Genomic DNA, 19,723 nt, shown 5'->3' on the forward strand with positions numbered 1-19,723 from the left:
TCCGTCCGGTGATCTGTACGCACGGGAGTCTAGGCCCTGTTAAAGAGACGGTAAGCAGCCGCGTCGGACAAGGGGTGGGGTTATCCCTACTTCACCTCACCCATGAGCCCCATGGCGTGCGCCGGTCCGGCCCGGCAGGCTGGGGCGTATGACCATGAGCCCCCAGGTGCCGGACAACGACCGGCCACCGCCCGCCCGCCTCACACTCGACCGTTGGACCTGGAAGGAGATCGGCCATCTGCTGGCCAATCTCCCCCTGGCCATTGCCGGGTTTGTTTACACGGTTGTCATGATCGCCGTCGGCGTGGGACTTGCGGTCACGGTGATCGGTCTGCCCCTGCTCGCCCTCGGGCTGCACGGGGCGCGGCTGATCGGCAAGGCCGAGCGGGGCCGGGCGCGGGCGATGCTCGGGGTGCGGATCGACGAGCCGAGCCCGATGGATCTGTCCCGCCGGGACAAGGGGTTCTTCTCCTGGCTGTGGTCGAGCATCAAGGACCCGGTGGGCTGGCGGACCGTGCTGTACTCCTTCATCCGGCTGCCCTGGGGCGTACTCACCTTCGCGGTGACGCTCGTGAGCCTCATCGTGCTGTGGCCGGTGCTCCCGCATGTCGCACGGCTCCTCAGCAACGTGGACCGGTCGATGGTGCGCGGGCTGCTCTCGCCCTCCGACGAGCTGGAGCGCCGGATCGCCGAGCTGGAGTCGGACCGGGGAGTGGTCGTCGACACGGCCGCCGCCGACCTGCGCCGCATCGAACGCGACCTCCACGACGGCGCCCAGGCCCGCCTCGTCGCCCTCGCCATGGGCCTCGGCCTGGCGAAGGAGAAGCTGACCGACGACCCCGAAGCCGCGGCCCGCATGGTCGACGAGGCCCACGGCGAGGTCAAGGTCGCCCTCCAGGAACTGCGCGACCTCGCCCGCGGCATCCACCCCGCCGTCCTCACCGACCGCGGACTCGACGCCGCACTCTCCGCCATCGCCTCCCGCTGCACCGTCCCCGTCGCAGTGAGCGTGGATCTGCCGGGGCGTCCCGCGGAGGCGATCGAGGGGATCGCGTACTTCACGGTCTCCGAGCTGCTCCAGAACGTGAGCAAGCACAGCGCGGCGCGTTCGGCGTCCGTCGAGGTGTGGCGCTCCGGGGAGCGGCTGATGCTCCAGGTCACCGACGACGGACGGGGCGGGGCCCGGATGGACGGCGGTACGGGAATGGCGGGGCTGGCCGAGCGGCTGGGCGCCGTCGACGGACTGTTCGTCCTCGACTCACCGGTCGGCGGACCCACGACGGTCACCGCGGAACTGCCCTGGCGGGACCGTGAGCAGCGGAAGGACAAGGAGCCGAGCAATACGGGGGCGGCCGAGCGCCGATAGCCTCCCCCGGTCGAGCGCCATCGGCTCCCCCGCCCGAGCGCCACCAGTACAGCCCGTGCATGACCGTACGCACCCCTCGATGGTGGGGAAAACCCCCGGCCGAAGAGGGATACCCCCCTCATGGTGGGCCGGCCCGCGGAACAGCACCCTTGTCATAACGGCAACAGACCGCTGATGAAGATGAGAAGAAACGGACAGCACCCATGGCCACGGCATACGGACCGGACACTCGGGACCACCAGCGGTCCGGAGCCGGCTTCGGGGACCATCCCCCGGTGAAGCACTTCTTCCCCGCCGCGCTGCGCGCGCCCGTCGAGGGCAGGACCTGGCGCGAGCTCACGTACCTGCTGCTGAGCCTGCCGATCGGCGTGGTCCTGTTCAGCCTCTCGATCACCCTGACGACGCTGGGCGTCGGCATGCTGATCACCTTCCTCGGGGTTCCGATCCTGGCCGGCGCGCTGGCCATGTGCCGCGGCTTCGGCGCGATGGAGCGGGCACGGGCGCGCGGGCTGCTGAAGGTGGACGTGGCGGCTCCGGCGCCGGTGCGCGGCAGGACCGGCGGCCTGATGTCCTGGATGGGCGCGATGCTCAAGAGCGGGGCGTCCTGGCGGCATCTGCTCTACACACTGCTGCACATGCCGTGGGCGATCTTCGCCTTCTCCGTCGCGGTGACGTTCTGGACGATCGGGTGGACCGCGTTCACCTACCCGCTGTGGCGCTGGGTCTTCCCGGCGTACACGGGTCAGGGCGGCATTCAGCTGTACAGCGACCGGTCCCATGACGTCCGCCTCGACTCCTCCGTCGAACTGGCTCTGACCAGCGCGGTCGGCCTGGTATTCGTCCTCGTCACGCCGTGGATCATCCGTGGTCTGGTGAGCGTGGACCGGGTCATGGTGGCCGGGCTGCTCGGGCCGTCCCGGCTGGCGACCCGCGTCTCGGAGCTGGAGTCGGACCGGGGAGTGGTCGTCGACACGGCCGCCGCCGACCTGCGCCGCATCGAACGCGACCTCCACGACGGCGCCCAGGCCCGCCTCGTCGCCCTCGCCATGGATCTGGGCCTGGCGAAGGAGAAGCTGACCGACGACCCCGAAGCCGCGGCCCGCATGGTCGACGAGGCCCACGGCGAGGTCAAGGTCGCCCTCCAGGAACTGCGCGACCTCGCCCGCGGCATCCACCCCGCCGTCCTCACCGACCGCGGACTCGACGCCGCACTCTCCGCCATCGCCTCCCGCTGCACCGTCCCCGTCAACGTCGAGGTGGACCTGGCCTCCCGGCCGGCCCAGGCGATCGAGGGCATCGCGTACTTCACGGTCTCCGAGCTGCTGCAGAACGTGAGCAAGCACGCACGGGCGACCCGCGCGTCGGTCGATGTGTGGCGGGCGGCGGACCGGCTGATGCTCCAGGTCACCGACAACGGGCGCGGCGGCGCCGATGTGTCGTCGGGCAGCGGGCTCGCCGGGCTGACCGAGCGGCTGGAGGCGGTGGACGGAGTCCTGGTCGTGGACTCCCCGCAGGGCGGCCCGACCCGGGTCACGGCCGAGCTGCCGTGGCGCGGCTGAGCACGGTGAGCACGGTGAGTACGGCTGAAGTCCACCCGGCGGCCGAGGACAGCAGGGCGCCGATGCTGGGATGCTGGAGACGTAGATGCGGGACCAGCGAACAGTGGGGGATACGGCTTCATGGTGGAGGACAGGGTGCGAGTAGTCATCGCCGAGGATTCGGTGCTGCTCCGGGAAGGACTCACCCGGCTGCTGACCGATCTGGGGCATGACGTCGTCGCCGGAGTCGGGGACGCCGAGGCGCTGATCAAGACGGTGAGCGATCTGGCGGGGCAGGACGCGCTGCCCGATGTGGTGGTCGCCGATGTGCGGATGCCTCCGACCCACACCGACGAGGGTGTGCGGGCGGCCGTGCGGCTGCGGAAGGACTATCCGGGGATCGGGGTACTGGTCCTTTCGCAGTACGTCGAGGAGCAGTACGCGACCGAGTTGCTGGCCGGGTCCAGCCGGGGTGTGGGATATCTGCTGAAGGACCGGGTCGCCGAGGTCAGGGAGTTCGTGGACGCGGTGGTCCGGGTGGCGCAGGGCGGGACGGCGCTGGACCCGGAGGTGGTGGCGCAGCTGCTGGGCCGGAGTCGTAAACAGGACGTCCTGGCCGGGCTGACGCCGCGCGAGCGCGAGGTGCTCGGCCTGATGGCGGAGGGGCGGACGAACTCCGCGGTGGCCAGGCAGCTGGTGGTGAGCGACGGCGCCGTGGAGAAGCACGTCAGCAATATCTTCCTGAAGCTGGGGCTGTCCCCCAGTGACGGGGATCACCGCCGGGTGCTGGCCGTTCTGACCTACCTGAACTCCTGATGAGCTGACACCCTGTCAGATACCTGGTGGAGGTCACCGCGGGGAGCCGGCCACGGCCGCCGCGGTGACAGGGCCTAGCACCAAAGGATGAGTGCACAGCGTCTTCATCGAACGGCTGGGGGGCTTGCGAAACATGACAAACCGGTATCAAATCGCGTCCCAAAATGAAGTCCACCATTTGATCGGTCCAGGGAAGGCGACCCTTACCGACGTAGGGTGGGCATGGGGACCGTCGGCGGGCCGGCGGGACCCGAGCCGCCGCCCCGAGGGAGGTCCAGTTCAGTGACCAGCCAGGTCAGTAGCCCAGCCGAACAGGCCGATGAGGCCAGCGAGGCGCTCGTCGGGGGACAGCGTGCCCCCCGCCCCGATCATGCGGGCGCCGGCGAGAAGGAGATCCGCCGTCTCGATCGGGTGATCATCCGCTTCGCGGGTGACTCCGGAGACGGTATGCAGCTCACCGGTGACCGCTTCACTTCGGAGACCGCGTCGTTCGGGAACGATCTTTCGACGCTGCCGAACTTTCCCGCCGAGATCCGCGCCCCCGCAGGGACCCTGCCGGGGGTTTCTTCGTTCCAGCTGCATTTCGCGGACCACGACATCCTCACGCCGGGGGATGCGCCGAACGTCCTGGTCGCGATGAATCCGGCCGCGCTGAAGGCGAACATCGGCGATGTGCCGCGCGGGGCGGAAATCATCGTGAACACCGATGAGTTCACCAAGCGGCCGATGGCGAAGGTCGGCTACCCGACCAATCCGCTGGAGGACGGGTCGCTGGACGGCTACAGCGTGCATCCGGTGCCGCTGACGACGCTCACGATCGAGGCGCTGAAGGAGTTCGGGCTCTCCCGCAAGGAGGCCGAGCGGTCGAAGAACATGTTCGCGCTGGGTCTGCTGTCGTGGATGTACCACCGCCCGACCGAGGGGACCGAGGCGTTCCTGCGGGCGAAGTTCGCGAAGAAGCCGCAGATCGCGGAGGCGAACGTGGCGGCGTTCAGGGCCGGATGGAATTTCGGGGAGACCACGGAGGACTTCGCGGTCTCCTACGAGGTGGCGCCCGCCTCGCAGGCCTTCCCGGCGGGTACGTACCGCAACATCTCGGGGAACCTGGCGCTGTCGTACGGGCTGATCGCCGCGTCCCGGCAGGCGGATCTGCCGCTGTATCTGGGCTCGTACCCGATCACTCCGGCCTCCGACATCCTGCACGAGCTGAGCAAGCACAAGAACTTCGGGGTGCGGACCTTCCAGGCGGAGGACGAGATCGCGGGGATCGGGGCGGCGCTGGGGGCCGCGTTCGGCGGATCCCTCGCCGTGACCACCACCTCCGGACCCGGGGTGGCGCTGAAGTCGGAGACGATCGGGCTCGCCGTCTCCCTGGAACTGCCGCTGATCGTGATCGACATCCAGCGCGGCGGCCCGTCCACCGGCCTGCCGACCAAGACCGAGCAGGCCGACCTGCTCCAGGCGATGTACGGGCGCAACGGCGAGGCCCCCGTCCCGGTCGTGGCCCCCAGGACCCCGGCCGACTGCTTCGACGCCGCGCTCGACGCCGCCCGCATCGCCCTGACCTACCGCACCCCCGTCTTCCTGCTCTCCGACGGGTATCTCGCCAACGGCTCCGAGCCGTGGAAGATCCCCGAGACGGACGAGCTGCCCGACCTGCGGGTCCGGTTCGCGACCGGCCCCAACCATGAACTGGCCGACGGCACCGAGGTGTTCTGGCCCTACAAGCGCGACCCGCACACTCTGGCCCGGCCGTGGGCGGTGCCCGGCACTCCCGGTCTCGAACACCGCATCGGCGGCATCGAGAAGCAGGACGGCAGCGGCAACATCTCCTACGACCCGGCCAACCACGACTTCATGGTCCGCACCCGCCAGGCCAAGATCGACAACATCGAGGTCCCCGACCTCCAGGTCGACGACCCCTCCGACGCCAGGAGCCTGGTGCTGGGCTGGGGCTCCACCTACGGCCCCATCACCGCCGCCGTCCGCCGGCTCCGCGCGGCCGGACAGCCCATCGCCCAGGCCCATCTGCGCAACCTCAACCCCTTCCCGGGCAACCTCGGCGACATCCTCAAGCGCTACGACAAGGTCATCGTCCCCGAGATGAACCTCGGCCAGCTCGCCACCCTCATCCGGGCCAAGTACCTCGTCGACGCCCACAGCTACAACCAGGTCAACGGCATGCCGTTCAAGGCCGAACAGCTCGCGACGGCACTCAAGGAGGCCATCGATGCCTGACGCCAACCAGCTCCTGCACCTGGTGCCCAAGGCCGAGGCCGAGCAGTCCATGAAGGACTTCAAGTCGGACCAGGAAGTCCGCTGGTGCCCCGGCTGTGGCGACTACGCCGTCCTCGCGGCCGTCCAGGGCTTCATGCCCGAGCTCGGCCTCGCGAAGGAGAACATCGTCTTCGTCTCCGGCATCGGCTGCTCCTCCCGCTTCCCGTACTACATGAACACCTACGGGATGCACTCCATCCACGGCCGCGCCCCGGCCATCGCCACCGGGCTCGCCTCCTCCCGCCGCGACCTGTCCGTCTGGGTCGTCACCGGCGACGGCGACGCCCTGTCCATCGGCGGCAACCACCTCATCCACGCCCTGCGCCGCAATGTGAACCTCAAGATCCTCCTGTTCAACAACCGGATCTACGGCCTCACCAAGGGCCAGTACTCCCCCACCTCCGAGGTCGGCAAGATCACCAAGTCCACCCCGATGGGCTCCCTGGACGCCCCGTTCAACCCGGTCTCCCTGGCCATCGGCGCGGAAGCATCCTTCGTCGCCCGCACCATCGACTCCGACCGCAAGCACCTCACGAGCGTGCTGCGCGCGGCGGCCGACCACCCGGGCACGGCGCTGGTGGAGATCTACCAGAACTGCAACATCTTCAACGACGGCGCGTTCGAGGCCCTCAAGGACAAGGAACGCGCCCAGGACGCCGTCATCCGCCTCGAACACGGACAGCCCATCCGCTTCGGCACCGACAACACCAAGGGCGTCGTCCGCGACCCCGGCACCGGCGACCTCCAGGTCGTCACCGTCACCCCGGAGAACGAACAGCAAATCCTGGTCCACGACGCCCACGCGGCCTCCCCGACCACCGCCTTCGCCCTCTCCCGCCTCGCCGACCCCGACACCCTCCACCAGACCCCCATCGGCGTCCTGCGCGACATCGACCGCCCCGTCTACGACACCCTCATGGCCGACCAGCTCGACACCGCCGTCGAACAGCACGGCAAGGGCGACCTCGCCGCCCTCCTCGCCGGCAACGACAACTGGACCGTCGTCGGCTAGTTCCTCCCGTCCGGATCTCGTTGGATCGTGTCGTCCGGATCTCGTTTGGATCATGCCGTCGCCGGACGGGCTGAATTTCGGCCCGTCCGGCGATTGCGTACCGGGGGTGCGGCCGGCCACCGCGCACGATGTGGCCATGAGCCTCGACCGTCCCGTGTACCGCATCAAGCGGCGTCTGCTCGGCAAGCCACTCACCACCGAGCGCATCAGCGAGGAGAAGCTGAACAACCGGACGGCGCTCGGGGTGCTCGCCTCCGACTGCATCAGTTCGTCCGCGTACGGCTCCGAGGAGATGCTCCGGGTTCTCGTACCCGTCGTCGGAGCCGCCGCCTTCACTCTTCTGATGCCGGTGACCGGCGCGATCCTGCTGGTACTGCTGCTCCTGACGCTCTGTTACAGCGATGTCGTCATGATCTACACCCGGGCCGGCGGGTCCTATGTCGTCGCACGGGAGAACTTCGGGCCCAACGTCGCGCAGATCGCCGCCGTGGCACTGCTCGTCGACTACATCGTCACCGTCGCCGTCCAGGTCTCGGCGGGCACCAACGCCCTGATCTCGCTCGCCCATCTGGCCGGCGGCGACTTCACCGGCCTCGACCACCTCCAGCTCCCGGTCTCCGTCGGCGTCATCGCGCTGCTCGCGTACGGGAATCTGCGCGGGATCCGCGAGGCGGGCCGGGCCTTCGCACTGCCCGCCTATCTCTTCATGGCCGCCGTCGGTCTCGTCCTCGTCGTCGCCGCGGTGCGCGGGCTCACGGGCGAGCTGCCGCGCGCCGATCTGCACGCCGCCGGGGTCGTACCGCTCGGCACCCAGGGCAACGGCTGGCTCTACGGCGCCTCGCTCTTCATCGTGCTGCGTTCGTTCGCCAACGGCGGCTCGTCCCTCACCGGGCTCGAAGCGATCTCCAACGGCATCTCCGCGTTCCGCGAACCGCAGGGCCGCAACGCCCGCCGCACCCTGATCACCATGAGCTGTGTGCTCGGTGTCCTGGTCCTCGGCGTCTCCACGCTGGCGCACTTCACCCACGCCGTCCCCTACACCGACGGCACACCGACCGTCATCGCGCAGGAGGCCCATCTCGCCTTCGGCGGCGGGCCCATCGGGACGGCCGGGCTGGTCTTCGTACAGCTGGCGACCGCACTGGTCCTCTACACCGGCGCCAACACACCGTTCACCGGCTTCCCGTTCCTCGCCAGCTTCGTGGCCGAGGACCGGTTCCTGCCGCGGCTGCTGACCCGGCGCGGGCACCGGCTCGCGTTCTCCAACGGCATCATCTCGCTGACCGTCGTCTCGCTGGCACTGCTGCTCGCCACCGGGGCCAGCGTGGACAAGCTGGTGGCGCTGTACGCGATCGGCGTGTTCACCGCCTTCACCATGGCCGGGGCCGGTCTCACCGCGTACCACCTGCGGCGCCGGGAGCGGTTCCGCCGGCTCAAGATCACGGTCAACGGGCTCGCCGCGATCATCTCGGCCGCCGTCGTGCTGATCTTCGCGGTCACCAAGTTCACCGAGGGCGCCTGGCTGGTCGTGGTGGTCTTCCCGCTCGGTGTGTGGGCGCTGATGCGGATCAACCGCGAGTACCGGCGCGAGGCCGCGGCGCTCCAGAGCCTCCAGCCGCCGGGGGCCGACCGGCCCCGGGGCCTGCGCCATCTGGTCTTCGTCCTCGTCGAGACGCTGGACCTGGCGACGATCAAGGCACTGCGGTACGCGCACGAACTGCACCCGGACGAGATCCGGGCCGTGCACTTCGCGATCGACGAGGCGCACGGCAGACGGCTGGCCGCCCAATGGGAGTCGACGGCCGCCACGTCCGTCTCCCTGGAACTGGTGGAGTGCCCGGACCGGCGGCTGCGCCACGCGATGAAGGAGCTCGCCACCCGCACCACGGAGGACGGCCGAACCTCGCTGACGGTGCTGGTGCCGCGGCGGATGTACACCAATGCGCTCGGGAAGCTGCTGCACCGGGGCACGGGCGAGCAGATGGCGAAGGCGCTGGGGCAGCTGCCGCACGTGGCGGTGACGATCCTGCCGTTCGACGTGTCCCACGCGCTGCGCACACTGGAGGAGGGACAGGCGCCTCAGCCGGAGTGACCGTGCGGGCCCTGCGGGGCGTGTGCCTCAGCCGGACTTGCCCTGCGGGGCGTGCGCCTTCCGTTCGTCGTACGTCTCGCGCGCCGCCCGCACCGCGTCCAGGCGGCGTTCGGTCCAGCGGGCCAGCGCCCACACCTGTTCGGCCGCCTCCCGGCCCAGGTCGGTGAGCGTGTAGTCGACCCTCGGCGGGATCACCGGCTTCGCGTCCCGGTGCACGAAGCCGTCACGCTCCAGCGTCTGGAGGGTCTGGGCCAGCATCTTCTCGCTGACGCCACCCACCTCGCGGCGCAGCTCGCTGAAGCGGTACGAGCGCTCCAGCAGGGCGGCGAGGACCAGGACGCCCCATCGGCTGGTGACATGTTCGAGCACCAGTCGGGAGGGGCACATCGGCCGGTTCACGTCGGGCCGCGCGCCCGGTTCACTCACGCTCACACCAGTACCTTACTTCAAAGTGGGTACTTTCGATTGGTTAGTGCACCCCCTACAGTGAGTAGCACGAGCCCGAACACGGACAAGCACCACAAGCGTCACAAGTGCCACCCAGGAGGAGAAACCCCATGAGCATCGTCGTCACCGGAGCCACCGGAGAGCTCGGCCGTCTCGTCGTCGAGGAGCTGCTGGCCACCGTGCCCGCGAGCGAGATCGCCGCCGTCGTGCGCAACGCGGAGAAGGCCGCTCCGCTCGCCGCCCGGGGCATCGAGCTGCGCGTCGCGGACTACGACCGGCCGGAGTCCCTCAAGGACGTCTTCCGGGCCGGCGACCGGGTCCTGCTCATCTCCGGCAGCGAGGTCGGCAGGCGCGTGCCGCAGCACACCGCGGTCATCGACGCGGCCAAGGCGGCGGGCGTCGCCCAGCTCGCGTACACCGGCGTACTGGGCGGCCCCGACGCCGACTTCCAGCTGGCCGACGAGCACAAGGTCACCGAGCAGCTGATCCTCGACTCCGGGCTGCCCCACACCTTCCTGCGCAACGGCTGGTACACCGAGAACTACACGGCGAACCTCGCCCCGGTCCTGGAGCACGGCGCCGTCGTCGCCAACGCGGGCGACGGCCGGGTCGCCTCCGCCACCCGCGCCGACTACGCCGCCGCGGCCGCCGCCGTGCTGACCGGCGAGGGCCACATCGGCGCGGTCTACGAGCTGAGCGGCGACGTCGCCTGGTCGTTCGCGGAGTACGCGGCCGCGGTCGCCGCCGCCACCGGCAAGGAGATCGCGTACAAGAACGTCCCGGCCGCCGCGCACCAGGAGATCCTGGTCGGCGCCGGCCTGCCCGAGGGCTTCGCGGCGATCCTCGTCGACGTCGACGAGGCGATCGGGCGCGGCCTGCTCGCCGCCACGAGCGGCGACCTGGCCCGGTTGATCGGCCGCCCGACGACGCCGCTCGCCGAGACGGTGGCCGCCGCGGTGGCAGCGGCGTAACACCACTCCCTCACACCTCAGGGGCCCCGTGTCATGACCGTATTGCGATACGGCCATGACACGGGGCCCTTCTCGGCGCTACCGTCGTGCAGTTGACGCAGACACGCCTGGAGGGCCCGTGAAGGGGATCAACGAAGAGCGGGCGGGACTCCTGTCCGGCATCGGCGCCTACGGCCTGTGGGGGCTCGTCCCGCTCTTCTGGCCGCTGCTGAAGCCGGCCGGCGCCATCGAGATCCTCGCCCACCGCATGGCCTGGTCCCTCGGGTTCGTCGCCATCGCGCTGCTGGCGCTGCGCCGCTGGTCCTGGATCGGCGAGCTGATACGGCAGCCGAGGAAGCTCGGTCTGATCTCGGTGGCCGCGGCCACGATCACGGTCAACTGGGGCCTGTACATCTGGTCCGTGAACAACGGCCATGTCGTCGAGGCGTCGCTCGGCTACTTCATCAATCCGCTGGTCACCATCGCCATGGGCGTCCTGCTCCTCGGCGAACGGCTGCGCCCCGTGCAGTGGGTGGCGGTCGGCACCGGTTTCGCGGCGGTGCTGGTCCTGGCGATCGGTTACGGGCGGCCGCCGTGGATCTCGCTGACCCTGGCGTTCTCCTTCGCGACGTACGGACTGATGAAGAAGAAGGTCAACATGGGCGGCCTGGAGTCGCTCACCGCCGAGACCGCCGTGATGTTCGTGCCCGCGCTCGGCTATCTGCTGTGGCTGGGCGCCCGGGGCGAGTCGACCTTCGCCTCCGGCGGCGCGGGCCACGCGGCACTGCTGGCCTCGGCAGGCCTCGTCACGGCCGTCCCGCTCATCCTGTTCGGCGCGGCGGCGATCCGGGTGCCGCTCTCCACGCTGGGCCTGTTGCAGTACCTGGCACCGGTCTTCCAGTTCGTCCTCGGCATCCTCTACTTCCACGAGGAGATGCCGGCGGAGCGGTGGGCCGGGTTCGCCCTGGTGTGGCTGGCGCTCACCCTGCTGACCTGGGACGCGTTCCGCACGGCACGGCGGACGAGGGCCCAGGTGCGCGAGGCACGGCAGGCCGCACAGCAGGCGTCGCGGCCGAACCCACCGGCCGACGAGCCCGCTCCACAGATAAAGCTGTAGTCGTTACTTGGTTGCTTTTTTAACTCGGTTACGTTTTCCTGGATGTCCATGGACCGTGACCGAGGAGCCTTCATGCCCGCAACCGCACCCACCGCCGCCACCCCCGACCCCGACCCCGTACTGATCGTCGGTTCGGGCCCGACCGGCCTGACCCTCGCCTGCGATCTGGCACGGCGCTCCGTCGGCGTACGGATCATCGACAAGTCCCCCGAATTCCCGCGCAGCTCACGGGCCAAGGGCCCCAACCCCCGTTCCCTGGAAGTGCTGGAGGACCTGGGCGTCGTCGACCGGGTCCTGGCCGTGGGATCGGCGCCGCTGACCATGCGCAAGTACCGCGACGGTCTGCCGGTCGCCGACGCCGACCCGTTCGAGTCCTCGCACCCGACGCCGGACGTCCCGTACGACCGGGGCGCGCTGATCGCCCAGTGGCAGCTGGAGGAGATCCTGCGGGACCGCCTCGCGGAGTACGGCGTGCACGTCGAGCTCGGCTCCGAGGCGGTCGGCCTGTCGCAGGGGCCCGAGTCCGTGACCGTTGCCCTCGCCGACGGCCGGAGCATCGAGGCGCGGTACGTGGTGGGCTGCGACGGCGGCCACAGCGCGGTGCGCAAACTGCTCGGCGTCCCGTTCGAGGGGAAGACGGCCGAGGAGCAGTCGATGGTCTGCGGGGACGTGGAGGTGGACGGCCTCGACCGCGGTCTGTGGCACCAGTGGTTCGACGAGGACGGGGCCGTGATGCTGTGCCCGATCCCGGGTACGCGCACGGGCTGGTGGTTCCAGGCGGGACCGGAGCGGGACACGGCGGGAGCCCTTGTGCCACCGTCCCTCGAAAGCTTCCAACGCCTGTTCGCCAAGCACACCGGACTCCCGGGCGACCGCCTGTCGCACGCGACCCTGCTGTCCACGTACCGGGTCAACGAGCGCATGGCCGACCGCTACCGGGTGGGCCGCGTGCTCCTGGCCGGGGACGCGGCGCATGTGCACTCCGTCGCGGGCGGGCTGGGCATGAACACCGGCATCCAGGACGCGTTCAACCTGGGCTGGAAGCTCGCCCGGGTCGCCGAAGGCCGGTCGGCCGCCGGGCTGCTGGACACCTACGAGGAGGAGCGGCTGCCCGTGGCCTCCTGGACGCTGGACATCACCGCCGAGCGACTGCGGGCGACCCTCGAAGCGATCCGGCAGCCGGGCGGCGGCCTGGACTCGGCGATCTCCGGGGACACGGCGGGCCTGGGCCTCGGCTACCACTGGAGTTCGCTCTCCACCACCGGCTCCACCTCCCGGCTGCGGGCGGGCGACCGCGCCCCGGACGCCCCCTGCCGCGACGCCGGAACGGGCGCGCCGACCCGCCTGTTCGAAGCGTTCGCGGGCCCGCACTTCACCCTGCTGGGCTTCGGCCCGGACACGGCGGAGGCCCTGCGGGTGACGGAGGCGGCGTACGGCGACGCGGTGCGGGCGTACGGGGTGGACGCGGGAGCCCCGCACGACCTGACCGACGACGCGGGTCACGCCCGCACCGCGTACGGCGCCGGGCCCGGCACCGGCCTCCTCGTCCTGGTCCGCCCCGACAACCACGTGGCCCTGATCGCCCCGGCCCCGGAGAGCGGGGCGGTCGGGGACTACCTCGACCGCCTGGGCAGTACGGCCTGACGGCGGGGAGCCCCCGCGGCTGCGGGCGCTGCGCGGGCTCCGGGTCGGTGGCCGGCGGGGGCGTGGAGCTCGACGGTGGCCACGACGACGACCAGCCGAGGGTGATCCGGACGCTGGGCTCAGCGCCGGTTTTCGTTCCGATGTTCCGACCGGGGCCGGAACACTCCGGCGCCGGAAGATGGCCTGAGCCCCGCGCTCGTCCTGGCAGCCCTGTGGTCAATGGGCAACTATTCCTGCGACCTGATGGTCATGTTCGTGCCACCCGCGTACCGGGTGGGCATTGTCAGCTCCGCCTCGGGACGTCCCTGAGGCGCTGGACCATGGGGGAAACGCCTTCATGCATCACCGCACCACCGTGGCGGGCATCGCCGGGGCCCTCGCCCTGTCCGCGCTCACGATTCCGGGGGCCGCGCAGGCGGATGACTTCTCGGGCGACATCAGGATCACGAAGGTGGTCGTCAACGGAGGGAAGGACATCGTCCTGGGGACCACGGATGTGAAGACGTTCACCATCGCGGTGACCGCCACGGACGACTCGGGCATCGAGGTCGGAAGCACCTTCCCGGTCATGTGGCACACGCCCCTCCCGGACGGCGACTATTACGGTCTCGTGATCCCCGACAACATCGCGGGCAAGTGCGTGCGCCGGAGCTCCACCACGACCACCTGTACCTACACGCTGAAAATCAACCCGCGCATCCACCCCCAGGACAACACCACGGCCGGGACCTGGACCGTGAGCGCTCACGCCCTGGCCAACGACGGTGACTACATCACCCAGGATTCCGCCGCCGAGGCGAAGGTCCTGCGCAACTCCAAGCTGACGGTCAACGCCTCGCCGGAACCGGTGAAGAAGAACAAGACGATCACCGTCACGGGCGCCCTGACCCGCGCCAACTGGGAGGCCTACAAGTACGGGGGCTACACCAAGCAGCCGGTGAAGCTCCAGTTCAAGAAGAAGGGCACCAGCACCTACAAGACCCTCAAGACCGTCACGACGGACAGCAAGGGCAACCTGAGGACAACGACGAAGGCCACGGCGGACGGCTACTTCCGCTACTCCTTCGCAGGCACGTCCACCACCCCGGCGGTCGCCTCCGCGGCGGACTACGTCGACGTGAAGTAACCCTCAGGAGGGTCATCCATCCTCCAGCAAGTGCAGAAGGCCCAGGCCGAAGTCCCTTCGGTCTGGGCCTTCTTGAGCCCCGGCTGTTTCCCGGCCGGCGGCCCGGTCAGCCTCTGCGTCCCTTCGCGCTCGCCAAGTTGATCGACGATCTCGGCGCCTGCCCGAGACCGCCAGCCGTACCGCAGCAATCCGAAAGCAGGCCCTGGGGACGTCCGCCTCCGTCGCCACCCCTGTCTGCCACCGCGTCCTCGCATCCCGCCCAGTGGTCCGGCTTCGGCGGCAGGGTGATACGGACGCCAGAACTGCTGTTTCTGGTCGGGCAGTTGACGGATCGAGGTGGATACCTGGACATAATTCGCAGGCGTGCGGCAACGGCAAGGACCTATTCTGCCCGCCATGACCGACTGGAAGAGTGTCGAGGCCGCCGACTGTGCCGTGCCCGCCGACCAGCCCATGGACGACCTCGTCCGCGAACTGTCCCGTGCCCTGGCAGATCCCGATCCACTGGTCCGGGACGGCGCGCCCTACACCGTCCTCGCGACCTGGATCGCCCGCGGGGCGATCGGGACGTCCCGGCGGCTGGAGCTGGGGGACGAGATGGCCACCCGGTTCACCGACCCGCGGGTCGAGGCACGCACCTTCGCACCCCTCGTGCTCGACATGCTGGTGGTCGCGGGGGACCTCAAGGCCGGCTGGGTGGACGCGTTCGAGCAGTGGTACCCGGCGGAGCAGGATCTGCGCGGCCACGACGAGAGGCTCGGCTGGCTTCACGCGGTGGCACACGGCGCGGACCTGCTTGCCGGCTTCGGTCGCCGCCCCGAGGTGGCGCCGGTGCGGATGCTGGACCTCGCCGCCGCACGACTGACGGCGCCCACCGACCACGTCTACGACCAGATGGAGGACGACCGCCTGGCGCGGGCGATCGCCCGGGTCCTCACCCGCACCGACCTGAGCGAACGCGACGCCGTCGGCTGGCTGGATCCGATCGCCGACCGCTTCGGGGCCGACCGCATCAGCACCCCGGTGCCCGCTCACATCAGCAACTGCCTGCGCACCCTTCGCCTGCTCTACATCCTCGCCGACCGGGGCGTGCGCCCCACCAGCGAACTGCCCGCAGAACCCCTCCACCACCGCGACGCGGTCAAGTCCGGCATAGCCACCGTCCTCGACCGGATCGTCAGACGCTGACCGACGGCAGCTCCTCGAACTGCCCGCCCCGTCGTCGCGAACGCTCTCGGCCACCACGACGGGGGCACCAACCGCCTCGTCAAGGAGACCGGTGGGACGCGGAGCAGGGCGGCACCCAGACGGTGCTCACCGAACCCGAAGGCAACGAGTTCCTCGTCCGGTGACGCCAACAAGCGTGTGAACGAGCAGTGTTGATGCAGCGAAGGGGACCGTCCCCTCGTCCGGGGCATGCGGCCCGGACGAGGGGACGGAACCTTTCCGGTCAGTGCTGGACGCAGCCGGACGTCCGGCACCGTCCGAACGCTTCGGCAGCCTCGGCTTATACAGCCGGAAGGCCAGAGACTGCGCACCGCCCGACTCGATTTCACCTGATCGTGTACGCGATCAGGTGGCGTGTCCTACTCGATGAACTCTGCCGCTCATGATCGGTGAGCGACTGGCGCCGCCCGAGGACGTGCTCCGTGTCCTTCCGCAGGCCCGGCCGCTGGCCCTGCCCGTTCAAGAGAAATGGCTCATCGTGCATTTGACTCCGCATGAGCAGGAGCGCCTGCTGATCCATGTGGCGGCCGACGTGGCGCAGCGGCGCCGTAGTAGCGGGCTGCTTCTCAACTACCCCGAGGTGATGGCCCTGCTGACGGTGCACGTCTTCGAGCAGGCACGGGCCGGCCGGACAGTCAGCGACGTCATGGACTCGGGCCGGCAGTTGCTGAGCCGGGACGAAGTGATGGACGGCGTTCCGGAGATGATCAAGAACGTTCAGGTGGAGGCCACTTTTCCGGACGGCACCAAGCTGGTCACCATCCACGATCCCTTCCCCGAGGCAACCGAGGAGCCCGAGGTCCACCCGGGCAAGGTCGAGCACCCCCGGCCGCCCCGCAAGCCGGGCTGCCCGGTCGACTGCGACGGCGACAGTGGCAACGATGCGCCGTCGTGCTGTGACAAGTGCCGGGACGCGGAGTCCTGGTACAAGGCGATCGAGTTCAACGCAGCCCTGCAGGAGGACGCCACCACGCTGCCGGGTGAGGGCAGGACGAGGATCAGGGTGAAGAACATGTCGGACCGCCCCGTCCAGGTCGGTTCCCACTATCACTTCGCCGACGTCAACCCGGGGCTGAAGGTCCTCAGGGTCGAGGTCCCTTCCGGTCCGGAACAGGAGTCGCCCCAGGAGCTCAGGGACTGCGAGGCGGCGCGGATGCGGCGGCTGAACATCGCCGCGGGTACGTCCGTGCGCTTCGAGCCGGGCGACGAGTGCTGCGTCGAGCTGGTGGAGATCCAGGGAGATCGGCAGGTCAAGGGACTGCGTGAGGTGGCGCACCGGTGAGCAACAACAAATCCACCCCGCCCAGCAGCAGGTCGGCGAGGTCGCCGGAGAACTCGGCGCCGAGCAACGTGCTGAAGCGGGCCGATTACGCCGCTCTGTACGGGCCCACCGCCAGGGACCGCGTCCGTCTGGCCGACACCGCCCTGACCATCGAGATCGAGGCGGACTGGAGCGGCGGTCCGAAGCACAGCGGCAACGAGATGATCTTCGGTGGCGGAAAAGTGATCCGGGAGTCGATGGGAATGTCCCACATCCCCAGAGACGGGGACGCTGAAGGCCGCACGCCCGTGGACACGGTCGTCACCGGTGCGCTGATCCTCGACTGGTGGGGTGTCGTCAAGGCCGATGTCGGGCTCCGCGACGGTGCGATCGTCGCGATCGGCAAGGCGTACAACCCCGAGACGATGGACCCGATCCCGGACGACGAGTTCGAGATGCCGGACCGTACGTCCCCGAGTGACAAGCTGCCGGAGACGGTGCAGCCGACGAACTTCGTGGTCGGTCCGAGCACCGAGGTCATCTCCGGCAACGGGCGGATCCTCACCGCGGGAGGTGTGGACACCCACGTCCATTTCATCTGCCCGGAACAGATCCACGAGGCCCTCGCCTCGGGCGTGACCACGCTCATCGGCGGCGGCACCGGCCCCGCCGAGGGCAGCACGGCCACCACCGTGACCCCGGGCAAGTGGCACATCACCCGGGTCTTCGAAGGCCTGGACGCGTACCCGGTCAACATCGGCCTGCTCGGCAAGGGCAGCACGGTGAACGCGGATGCCCTCAACGAACAGGTCGACGCAGGCGTCATCGGGTTCAAGGTCCACGAGGACTGGGGAGCCACGCCCGCCGTGATCGACGCGGCACTGGACGTGTGCGAAAGCCGTCAGGTCCAGCTGGCCCTGCATGCCGACTCGCTGAACGAATCCGGCTTCCTGGACAGCACCCGCGACGCCTTCACAAGAGACGGCAGAAGGCGTTCCGTCCACATCTTCCACGTCGAGGGCGCCGGCGGTGGCCACGCCCCGGACATGATCGAACTGGTCAAAGAGAAGAACGTGCTGCCCGCTTCGACCAACCCGACCCGCCCCCTGACGGTGAACACCGTCAAGGAGCACGTCGACATGATGGTGGTCTGCCACCACCTCAATCCGGACATTCCGGCGGACATGGCCTTCGCCGACTCCCGCATCCGGCCGTCCACCATGGCCGCGGAGGACCTCCTCCACGACATGGGCGCCATCTCGATGATGTCCTCCGACGCCCAGGCGATGGGACGCATCGGCGAGATGGTCATGCGCACCTGGCAGACCGCACACGTCATGAAATCCCGATACGGCCCTCTGCAGGAGGACCTCGCCAACGCGAAGGTCCGCCCGATCGCGGACGACGCCGACCACTCCCACAACGCGGAGAGGCTGATCCCGAACGACAACTACCGGGCGCGCCGCTACGTCGCGAAGTACACGATCAACCCCGCGATCACTCACGGCATCGACGGTCACGTCGGTTCCGTGGAGACCGGGAAGCTCGCCGACCTGGTGCTCTGGGAGCCGAAGTTCTTCGGCGTCAAGATGCACATGGTCCTCAAGGGCGGGCAGCTCGCCTACGCGCAGGTCGGCGACGCCAACGCATCGATCACGACACCGCAGCCCTTCCTGCCGCGACCGGTCTGGGGCTCCACCGGCCGTTCCCCCCTGAGCAACTCGTACAACTTCGTGGCACCGGGTGTGGCCGACGAGCTCAACTCGCGAGTCGTCACTGTCCAGGACAGCGGCGGGAACGTCACCGAGATGACGACCGGTGGGCTCGGCCTCGGCAAGAAGTTCATGGACATCTCGACGAGCATCCGGGACGTCACCAAGGCCGACATGAAGCTGAACGACACGGTGCCGGAGAGTCTCCACGTCGACCACAACAGCTTCGAGGTCACCATCGGCGGTGCGACCACGGGGGACGCCCGCACGGAACTCAACGGAGCGACCGTGCCGCGATCGTATGTCACTGAAGTCCCCATGGCTCAGCGGTACTTCCTCTTCTGACCGGCCTCTGCCCGGACGGCGACGCCGTCACCGCAGCAGTGGTCCGGGCAGGCACCCGTGCCTGCCCGGACCACTGCGCCATCCGACCTCGCGAAAGGCAGCCGGATCGCCCATGAGCCGTGCCGCACTGCTCCTGCTGGCCGACGGCCGCTTCCCTGCCGGCGGGTACGCCCACTCCGGCGGCGTCGAAGCCGCGGTCGCCCACAAAGCCGTACACGACATCAACAGCCTCGAAGCCTTCTGCCGCGGGCGCCTGCACACCACCGGTCTGACCACGGCCAGCCTGGCTGCCGCGGCCGCCGCCGGATGCGACCCCCTGATGCTGGACGACGCCGCCGACGCACGCACCCCCGTCCCCGCGCTGCGCGCCGTGGCCCGCAAGCTCGGCCGACAGATGATGCGCGCGGCACGCGCCACCTTCCCGTCCGCCGAACTCGACCGGCTGGCCGCCGTGCGACCCCAGGGTGCCCATCAGCCCATTGTCCAGGGCATCGCCGCCCGAGCCGCCGGGCTCACCCCGGAGGACGCCGCCTGTGCCGCAGCGTACGAGGCCGTCGGCGGCCCGGCCACCGCAGCGGTGCGCCTGCTCAGCCTCGATCCCCTCGCCGCCTCGTGGCTGCTGGCACGCCTGAGCACGGAGGTCGACACCGTCGCTGCGAACGCCGCCGGCGCGGCGGCCCGCGTGGAGACCGAAGGTCTTGACGCCCTGCCGTCGGCGTCCTCTCCGCTGCTGGACATCACCGCGGAACAGCACGCCGCCTGGACCGTGCGGCTCTTCGCCTCTTGAACCTAC

At 69.6% G+C, this 19,723-nt stretch carries 14 protein-coding genes and 2 pseudogenes; 15 read left to right on the forward strand and 1 reads right to left on the reverse strand.

Annotated features, from left to right (window positions below):
- The first annotated feature begins 148 nt into the window (after positions 1–148).
- From OG611_RS04040 to OG611_RS04065, 6 genes are all read left to right on the forward strand, one after another.
- Positions 149–1,366 (forward strand): sensor domain-containing protein, encoded by a 1,218-nt coding sequence (locus tag OG611_RS04040; protein WP_266415581.1) that lies wholly within the window; start codon positions 149–151, stop codon positions 1,364–1,366.
- A gap of 203 nt (positions 1,367–1,569) precedes the next feature.
- Positions 1,570–2,925, forward strand: coding sequence for a sensor histidine kinase (locus OG611_RS04045; protein WP_266415582.1), 1,356 nt, complete (start codon positions 1,570–1,572; stop codon positions 2,923–2,925).
- A 120-nt stretch (positions 2,926–3,045) separates the two neighbouring features.
- On the forward strand, positions 3,046–3,720 hold the full coding sequence (locus OG611_RS04050) for a response regulator transcription factor (RefSeq protein ID WP_323180027.1): 675 nt from the start codon (positions 3,046–3,048) through the stop codon (positions 3,718–3,720).
- 282 nt (positions 3,721–4,002) lie between these two features.
- Positions 4,003–5,958, forward strand: coding sequence for a 2-oxoacid:acceptor oxidoreductase subunit alpha (locus OG611_RS04055; protein ID WP_266415583.1), 1,956 nt, complete (start codon positions 4,003–4,005; stop codon positions 5,956–5,958).
- On the forward strand, positions 5,951–7,009 hold the full coding sequence (locus tag OG611_RS04060) for a 2-oxoacid:ferredoxin oxidoreductase subunit beta (protein WP_266415584.1): 1,059 nt from the start codon (positions 5,951–5,953) through the stop codon (positions 7,007–7,009). The genes OG611_RS04055 and OG611_RS04060 overlap by 8 nt, the downstream gene beginning before the upstream one ends.
- A gap of 136 nt (positions 7,010–7,145) precedes the next feature.
- On the forward strand, positions 7,146–9,101 hold the full coding sequence (locus tag OG611_RS04065; protein WP_266415585.1) for an APC family permease: 1,956 nt from the start codon (positions 7,146–7,148) through the stop codon (positions 9,099–9,101).
- Positions 9,102–9,128: 27 nt separating this feature from the next.
- On the opposite strand, the gene OG611_RS04070 is transcribed toward OG611_RS04065, so the two are convergent.
- Entirely contained in the window at positions 9,129–9,488 is a 360-nt protein-coding gene (locus OG611_RS04070; RefSeq protein ID WP_266425497.1) for a helix-turn-helix domain-containing protein, read from the reverse strand.
- A 170-nt stretch (positions 9,489–9,658) separates the two neighbouring features.
- Here OG611_RS04070 and OG611_RS04075 point away from each other — a divergent pair, with 170 nt between their 5' ends.
- From OG611_RS04075 to OG611_RS04110, 9 genes and pseudogenes are all read left to right on the forward strand, one after another.
- On the forward strand, positions 9,659–10,519 hold the full coding sequence (locus tag OG611_RS04075) for an SDR family oxidoreductase (protein WP_266415586.1): 861 nt from the start codon (positions 9,659–9,661) through the stop codon (positions 10,517–10,519).
- 118 nt (positions 10,520–10,637) lie between these two features.
- On the forward strand, positions 10,638–11,615 hold the full coding sequence (gene rarD / locus OG611_RS04080) for an EamA family transporter RarD (RefSeq protein ID WP_266415588.1): 978 nt from the start codon (positions 10,638–10,640) through the stop codon (positions 11,613–11,615).
- A gap of 72 nt (positions 11,616–11,687) precedes the next feature.
- Positions 11,688–13,259 (forward strand): FAD-dependent monooxygenase, encoded by a 1,572-nt coding sequence (locus tag OG611_RS04085; protein WP_266415590.1) that lies wholly within the window; start codon positions 11,688–11,690, stop codon positions 13,257–13,259.
- Positions 13,260–13,596: 337 nt separating this feature from the next.
- Positions 13,597–14,385 carry a DUF5707 domain-containing protein gene (locus OG611_RS04090; RefSeq protein ID WP_266415593.1) on the forward strand — a complete coding sequence of 263 codons (789 nt, stop codon included), beginning with the start codon at positions 13,597–13,599 and terminating at the stop codon, positions 14,383–14,385.
- Positions 14,386–14,781: 396 nt separating this feature from the next.
- Positions 14,782–15,573 (forward strand): DUF2785 domain-containing protein, encoded by a 792-nt coding sequence (locus tag OG611_RS04095; protein WP_266415596.1) that lies wholly within the window; start codon positions 14,782–14,784, stop codon positions 15,571–15,573.
- A 517-nt stretch (positions 15,574–16,090) separates the two neighbouring features.
- A pseudogene (locus OG611_RS40590) lies at positions 16,091–16,384 on the forward strand (urease subunit gamma); the annotation flags it as partial.
- Positions 16,385–16,582: 198 nt separating this feature from the next.
- Positions 16,583–16,894, forward strand: a pseudogene (locus tag OG611_RS40595) (urease subunit beta); the annotation flags it as partial.
- 68 nt (positions 16,895–16,962) lie between these two features.
- Positions 16,963–18,930: an urease subunit alpha gene (locus OG611_RS04105; protein WP_266425498.1), complete on the forward strand. Its 1,968-nt coding sequence runs from the start codon at positions 16,963–16,965 to the stop codon at positions 18,928–18,930.
- A 112-nt stretch (positions 18,931–19,042) separates the two neighbouring features.
- Positions 19,043–19,717 (forward strand): urease accessory protein UreF, encoded by a 675-nt coding sequence (locus OG611_RS04110; protein ID WP_266415601.1) that lies wholly within the window; start codon positions 19,043–19,045, stop codon positions 19,715–19,717.
- Positions 19,718–19,723: the final 6 nt, after the last annotated feature.

The organism is Streptomyces sp. NBC_01363, assembly GCF_026340595.1.
Taxonomy (GTDB): Bacteria; Actinomycetota; Actinomycetes; order Streptomycetales; family Streptomycetaceae; genus Streptomyces.

Coding starts and splice junctions, on each gene's coding strand:
- OG611_RS04040 (WP_266415581.1), top strand. CDS start 149: ATGACCATGAGCCCCCAGGTGCCGGACAACGACCGGCCACCGCCCGCC.
- OG611_RS04045 (WP_266415582.1), top strand. CDS start 1,570: ATGGCCACGGCATACGGACCGGACACTCGGGACCACCAGCGGTCCGGA.
- OG611_RS04050 (WP_323180027.1), top strand. CDS start 3,046: ATGGTGGAGGACAGGGTGCGAGTAGTCATCGCCGAGGATTCGGTGCTG.
- OG611_RS04060 (WP_266415584.1), top strand. CDS start 5,951: ATGCCTGACGCCAACCAGCTCCTGCACCTGGTGCCCAAGGCCGAGGCC.
- OG611_RS04065 (WP_266415585.1), top strand. CDS start 7,146: ATGAGCCTCGACCGTCCCGTGTACCGCATCAAGCGGCGTCTGCTCGGC.
- OG611_RS04070 (WP_266425497.1), bottom strand. CDS start 9,488: ATGTGCCCCTCCCGACTGGTGCTCGAACATGTCACCAGCCGATGGGGC.
- OG611_RS04075 (WP_266415586.1), top strand. CDS start 9,659: ATGAGCATCGTCGTCACCGGAGCCACCGGAGAGCTCGGCCGTCTCGTC.
- OG611_RS04085 (WP_266415590.1), top strand. CDS start 11,688: ATGCCCGCAACCGCACCCACCGCCGCCACCCCCGACCCCGACCCCGTA.
- OG611_RS04090 (WP_266415593.1), top strand. CDS start 13,597: ATGCATCACCGCACCACCGTGGCGGGCATCGCCGGGGCCCTCGCCCTG.
- OG611_RS04095 (WP_266415596.1), top strand. CDS start 14,782: ATGACCGACTGGAAGAGTGTCGAGGCCGCCGACTGTGCCGTGCCCGCC.
- OG611_RS04110 (WP_266415601.1), top strand. CDS start 19,043: ATGAGCCGTGCCGCACTGCTCCTGCTGGCCGACGGCCGCTTCCCTGCC.